This window comes from Streptomyces sp. NPDC127092 (assembly GCF_042722475.1).
Taxonomy (GTDB): Bacteria; Actinomycetota; Actinomycetes; order Streptomycetales; family Streptomycetaceae; genus Streptomyces.
Genome location: NZ_JBHXFE010000090.1, coordinates 1409 through 5699, shown reverse-complemented (window position 1 = coordinate 5699; position 4291 = coordinate 1409). Strand labels below are relative to the sequence as shown.

The following is a 4291-nucleotide window of genomic DNA, read 5'->3' as shown; positions in this document are numbered from 1 at the left end:
CGTCGATATCGCCGTCGAGATCCAGATCCACGCCATTTTCGGCCTGATCCTGCTCCGTACCGCCACACCGCTGTTCAGCGCATACGCCACCCCCACAGGCAGCCATGACCCCGTCATCGACCAGGCGATCGCCGGCACGCTGGTATGGACCTACGCGGAGCTGCCGATGTTCGTAGTGCTCATCGTCTGCCTGTCCCGCTGGCGAGCCCGCGACGTGCGCACCTCGAGACAGCGACAGAAAGCCGAGGACGCCGAACTCGACTCTTACAACGAGTACCTCGCCAGCCTCTCCCGAAGACGGAACGAGAGCTAGGGCATGTCTGACAATCGTTTGGACCACGCGAGCACAGCGTTCAACACCACGGCGGCCCGGTAGACGATCGCGTACTTGTCGTACCGGGTCGCCAGGCCCCGCCATTGCTTCAGGTGCGCGTACTGGCGCTCGATCACGTTCCGGCCCTTGTAAGCCTGCGAGTCCAGGCCCACGGGACGGCCACCGGCCGAGCCGCGGCGCCTGCGGTGGCCCTGCTGATCCGCCGGCTCGGGGATCACGGCTTTGATCCGGCGGGCACGCAGGTGGGTGCGGATCGCCCGGGAGGAGTACGCCTTGTCGCCCAGCACCGCCTCGGGGCGGGTCCGGGGCCGCCCTACTGGCCGTGCCACGCGCAGCCGCCCCAACAGCGGCAGCAGCATCGGGGAGTCCCCGGCTTGGCCGGGGGTGATCAGGCTGACCAGCGGCAGCCCGGTCCCATCGACGAGCTGATGGATCTTCGTGCTCAGCCCGCCACGGGAGCGCCCGATGCCGTGATCGGCCGGTTCCTCACGCGGATTCTTGTAGTTCGATCCATCCCCCTGTGTGGCGGGTGATGTTCGTCGCGTGCTGGTGGGCGCGGGCGATCGTGGAGTCCACCGAGACCGACCAATCGATCAGGCCTTCGGCGTCAGCGGCGGCGGTCAGCGTGGCCAGCACCGTGTCCCATGTGCCTTTTTCGGCCAAGCGCCGATGCCAGGTCCACACGGTCTGCCAGGGCCCGTAGACCTCGGGCAGATCCCTCCAAGCGATTCCGCACCGGTACCGGTAGATGATCGCCTCCACCATGGTGCGGGCGTCGGCGAACGGCCTGCCGGCGCGGCCGGTCCGGGTCGGGAGCATCGGGGCGATCAACTCCCATTGGGCGTCGGAGAGCATCTGGAACCGGGACATGTCCCCAGGGTCTCAGCTGACTCGTGCATCTATTCTCAGACACGCCCTAAATGGGCTATTCACCGTTGAGCGTGGAGCCCTTGTTGGTGGGGGATCCTGCGGCGTCGGCGTGTCTGCCTGACGCTGGTGCCTAGGATACGTGATTGATAGTTCTTCTGGTTGCGGAACCCGCGGCCGGTGCGCTTGATCTGCTTGATCCCGGTGTTCGCCGACTCGGTCCTGGCGTTGGTGACTTGGGTGCGGACGAAGACTTTGATCTCGGTCCACCACTTCGCCACCGTGGCGGCGAGTTTATCGGTCTCGGCCATGTCAGCGGCGGCCACGGCCATTTCGAAGTCGATCCGGGCGTTCTGGGCTGCTGGGATGTCTTTGGCGGCCAGCAGGGCCCGCAGGCGCTCCTTGACCGCCCAGGCAGCTGCGACCTGCTCGTAGTCCTCATCATCGAGGACTTGCTCTAACCGGTGGAGTCCGGCGTCGGTGAGTCGATCTCCTGCCCGGAGTAGCAGCATCCGGTGAGCCCACACCGAGTCCTCTTTCCGGCCCCGCCGGCCCAGGACTTCGCGGGTGACTCGTTGGCGGACCTCGGTGAGCATCTGGTTACCGAGGCGGACTACGTGCCAGTGATCAACGCTGATCTCCACCGCCGGCAGCACCTGGCGTACGGCGTTGCGGAACGCGCTGGAGGGATCGATCGCGACCACCTGCAGCTGCTCCAGCCACGCCTGGGAGCGTTGCTTCAGCCAGCGGGTGATGTTCGCGCTGGAGCGGCCATCGACGACGCCGAGGATGTGGCCGGTGTCGGCGTCGACGAAGGTCGACATCCACGGTTCGACCCGGCACCACTGAGCAGTCTCGGGGTGCTTGAACCACTTAGCGCGGGCGAAGCGGTGCTCATCAATCCCGAGTGCTCGTACCGGCACCATGTCGGGGTCGGGGATGGTGAGGGCATCGGCAGTGACGGCGGTGTTGATTGTTGCCCACCCAAGCTGGTAGCGGGCGCAGGTTCGCCAGATCGGCATCCCCTCATCCAGCACTGCTTCGACGGCGGCTTCCTTCAACCGGGCGGTGCACCGGGCACGGAAAGGAAGCTGGTCGGTGACCTGGGTGAAGGTCCGCCGAGCACAGGCGGCCTCGCTGCAGAGGAACCGGGGTTTGATGATCACCAGTTCGATGTCTTTGCCGCCGACGCCGAGGTCTTTGACCTTCTGGCGGGTGCGCTGATGCACCCGAGTCGAGACCACCCCGCAGTCAGGGCAGGCCGCCTCGACGCTGTTGGCAGCGGCGGTGACCCGCCGGCCGCCCAGCGGCAGATCACAGGCTGCGAGAACCTGGTAACCGTCCAGGTTGAACACCACCGAGGCCGGATCCCGAAAGAGCTCGGCAGGGCTGCTGACAGTGGGCAGGGACAGGTGTGGGCCCGTAGGCTGGAACATGGCTCGCGTCCTTCGGTAGACGATGTGATTCTTCGCAGAACCCATCATCCAACAAGGGCGCGAGCCCCTTGACTCACGACACCTCCACGCTCAACCGCGAATGGCCGGTTACGCACCGGCACCCCGGCCACATGAGAGACCGTCACTGTCTTCTCGTTATCCGTCAGCACATAGGTCGGCGCGCCCCCGATCAGCCGGAAGCACCGGTCCAGGGCGGCGAACACACTCGGAGCCGTCCTATCACGCAGGGCGATGACGATCCGGTAGCGGGACCAGGCCAGCCAGGCCACGAACAGCACCGTCTTGGCCCCGTCGATCGCCGGCCCATCGCCGAAGTCGTACTGCAGCCATGCGCCCGGCTCGGTGATCCAGGGCCGGTGCACCCGGCGCTTCCCGGCCCGCCAGGCGGCCTTCACCTCGGCCACCGCCCGCCGGGTGGAGCGCTCAGAGCCGGTGTAGCCCATTGCGGTGAGCTTGGCGTGCACGACATCGGCGCGGATCCTGCCCGTGGAGGCCTCGACCCATTCCTCGATCTTGGGCAGCCAGACATCGGTGACCTTCGGGCGGCTGGCTCCGGATCCAGGGGTCTGGCCGGCGTCGCGGGCCCGCACCAGCCGGGCCACGGTGTGATGGGAGCAACCGGCCAGCTCGGCGGCGCCCCGCAATGACTTGGTCAGGTCATAGGCACTGAGTATTTTCATGGTTTCTGCGGCATCCTTCATTCAGGGCCTCTTCCTCGCTGGATTCGATTCGACACCGATATCCAACCCGGGGAGGAGGCCCCCGCCGGCTCACGACGCGGCGGGCAACGAGCAACGCGGGCAAACCAGATGGCCAGCACCGGGCAGTTCCCGTGGCCATCACTGGGCAGTCCTCATGGCCGTCAGCGGGTCATTCCCTGGCCACCTATGGGCAGCTTTTCATGGCCGCTTACACAGGGCCAGGGGGTCCGTCAGATCGCACGCACGCTGGGACGTGATCCCGGCACGATCAGCCGTGAGCTGCGCCGTAACTGCGCCACTCGTTCCGGGAAGCAGGAGTACCGGGCCACGGTGGCGCAGTGGAAGGCCCAGGAAGCTGCCAGGCGGCCCAAGCCGGCGAAGCTGGCCACGAACCAGCGACTGCACGACTACGTCCAGGCACGCCTGAACGGGGTGGTCCTGGGCCCCGATGGCGTGGCCGTGCCGGGACCGGTCGGGCCCGGTTTCAAGGGGCGGAAGATGAAACCGCGCCGGGCGGACCGGCGGTGATCCACGGCGTGGAGCCCTGAGCAGATCAGCCACCGGCTGCGCCTGGAGTTCCCGGATGATGTGTCCATGCGGATCTCTCACGAGGCGATCTATCAGTCCCTGTTCGTCGAGGGACGGGGCGCACTCAAACGCGAACTCGTCGGGTGCCTACGCACCGGACGGGCTCTGCGCGAGCCGCGGGCACGTACCCGGAACAAGCCCCAGGGCCACGTCACCGAGGACGTGGTGTTCAGCAAGCGCCCACCTGAGGCCGCTGATCGTGCTGTGCCCGGGCACTGGGAAGGGGACCTGATTATCGGGACCGAGCGTTCAGCGATCGGGACTCTGGCCGAGCGGAAGAGCCGGGCCACGCTTCTGGTCCACCTTCCCAGCCTGCAGGGATGGGGTGAGCAGCCGCCGGTGAA

3 protein-coding genes and 2 pseudogenes are annotated in these 4291 nt (G+C 66.9%); 2 read left to right on the top strand and 3 right to left on the bottom strand.

Translation table 11 applies throughout. From position 1 onward, the window contains the following. On the top strand, nt 1-313 hold a 313-nt coding region (locus tag ACFWJO_RS37065; RefSeq protein ID WP_386872506.1), incomplete at its 5' end, for a cytochrome c oxidase assembly protein. On the opposite strand, the gene ACFWJO_RS37060 is transcribed toward ACFWJO_RS37065, so the two are convergent. The 3 genes and pseudogenes from ACFWJO_RS37060 to ACFWJO_RS37050 all read right to left on the bottom strand — a co-directional run. Then, nucleotides 310-1204 (bottom strand): IS5 family transposase gene (locus ACFWJO_RS37060; protein ID WP_386872504.1). Its coding sequence is split into 2 segments (ribosomal slippage): nt 310-850 and nt 849-1204, totalling 897 coding nucleotides; the frame shifts between segments, so codons are not numbered across the junction. The genes ACFWJO_RS37065 and ACFWJO_RS37060 overlap by 4 nt on opposite strands. A 59-nt stretch (nt 1205-1263) precedes the next feature. Then, nucleotides 1264-2637: an ISL3 family transposase gene (locus ACFWJO_RS37055; RefSeq protein WP_386872502.1), complete on the bottom strand. Its 1374-nt coding sequence runs from the start codon at nt 2635-2637 to the stop codon at nt 1264-1266. A 104-nt stretch (nt 2638-2741) separates the two neighbouring features. Next, nucleotides 2742-3359 (bottom strand): annotated as a pseudogene (locus ACFWJO_RS37050) (IS21-like element ISMlu14 family transposase); the annotation flags it as partial. Nucleotides 3360-3545: 186 nt separating this feature from the next. On the opposite strand from ACFWJO_RS37050, the pseudogene ACFWJO_RS37045 reads away from it, so the two are divergent. Continuing rightward, a pseudogene (locus ACFWJO_RS37045) lies at nt 3546-4291 on the top strand (IS30 family transposase); the annotation flags it as partial.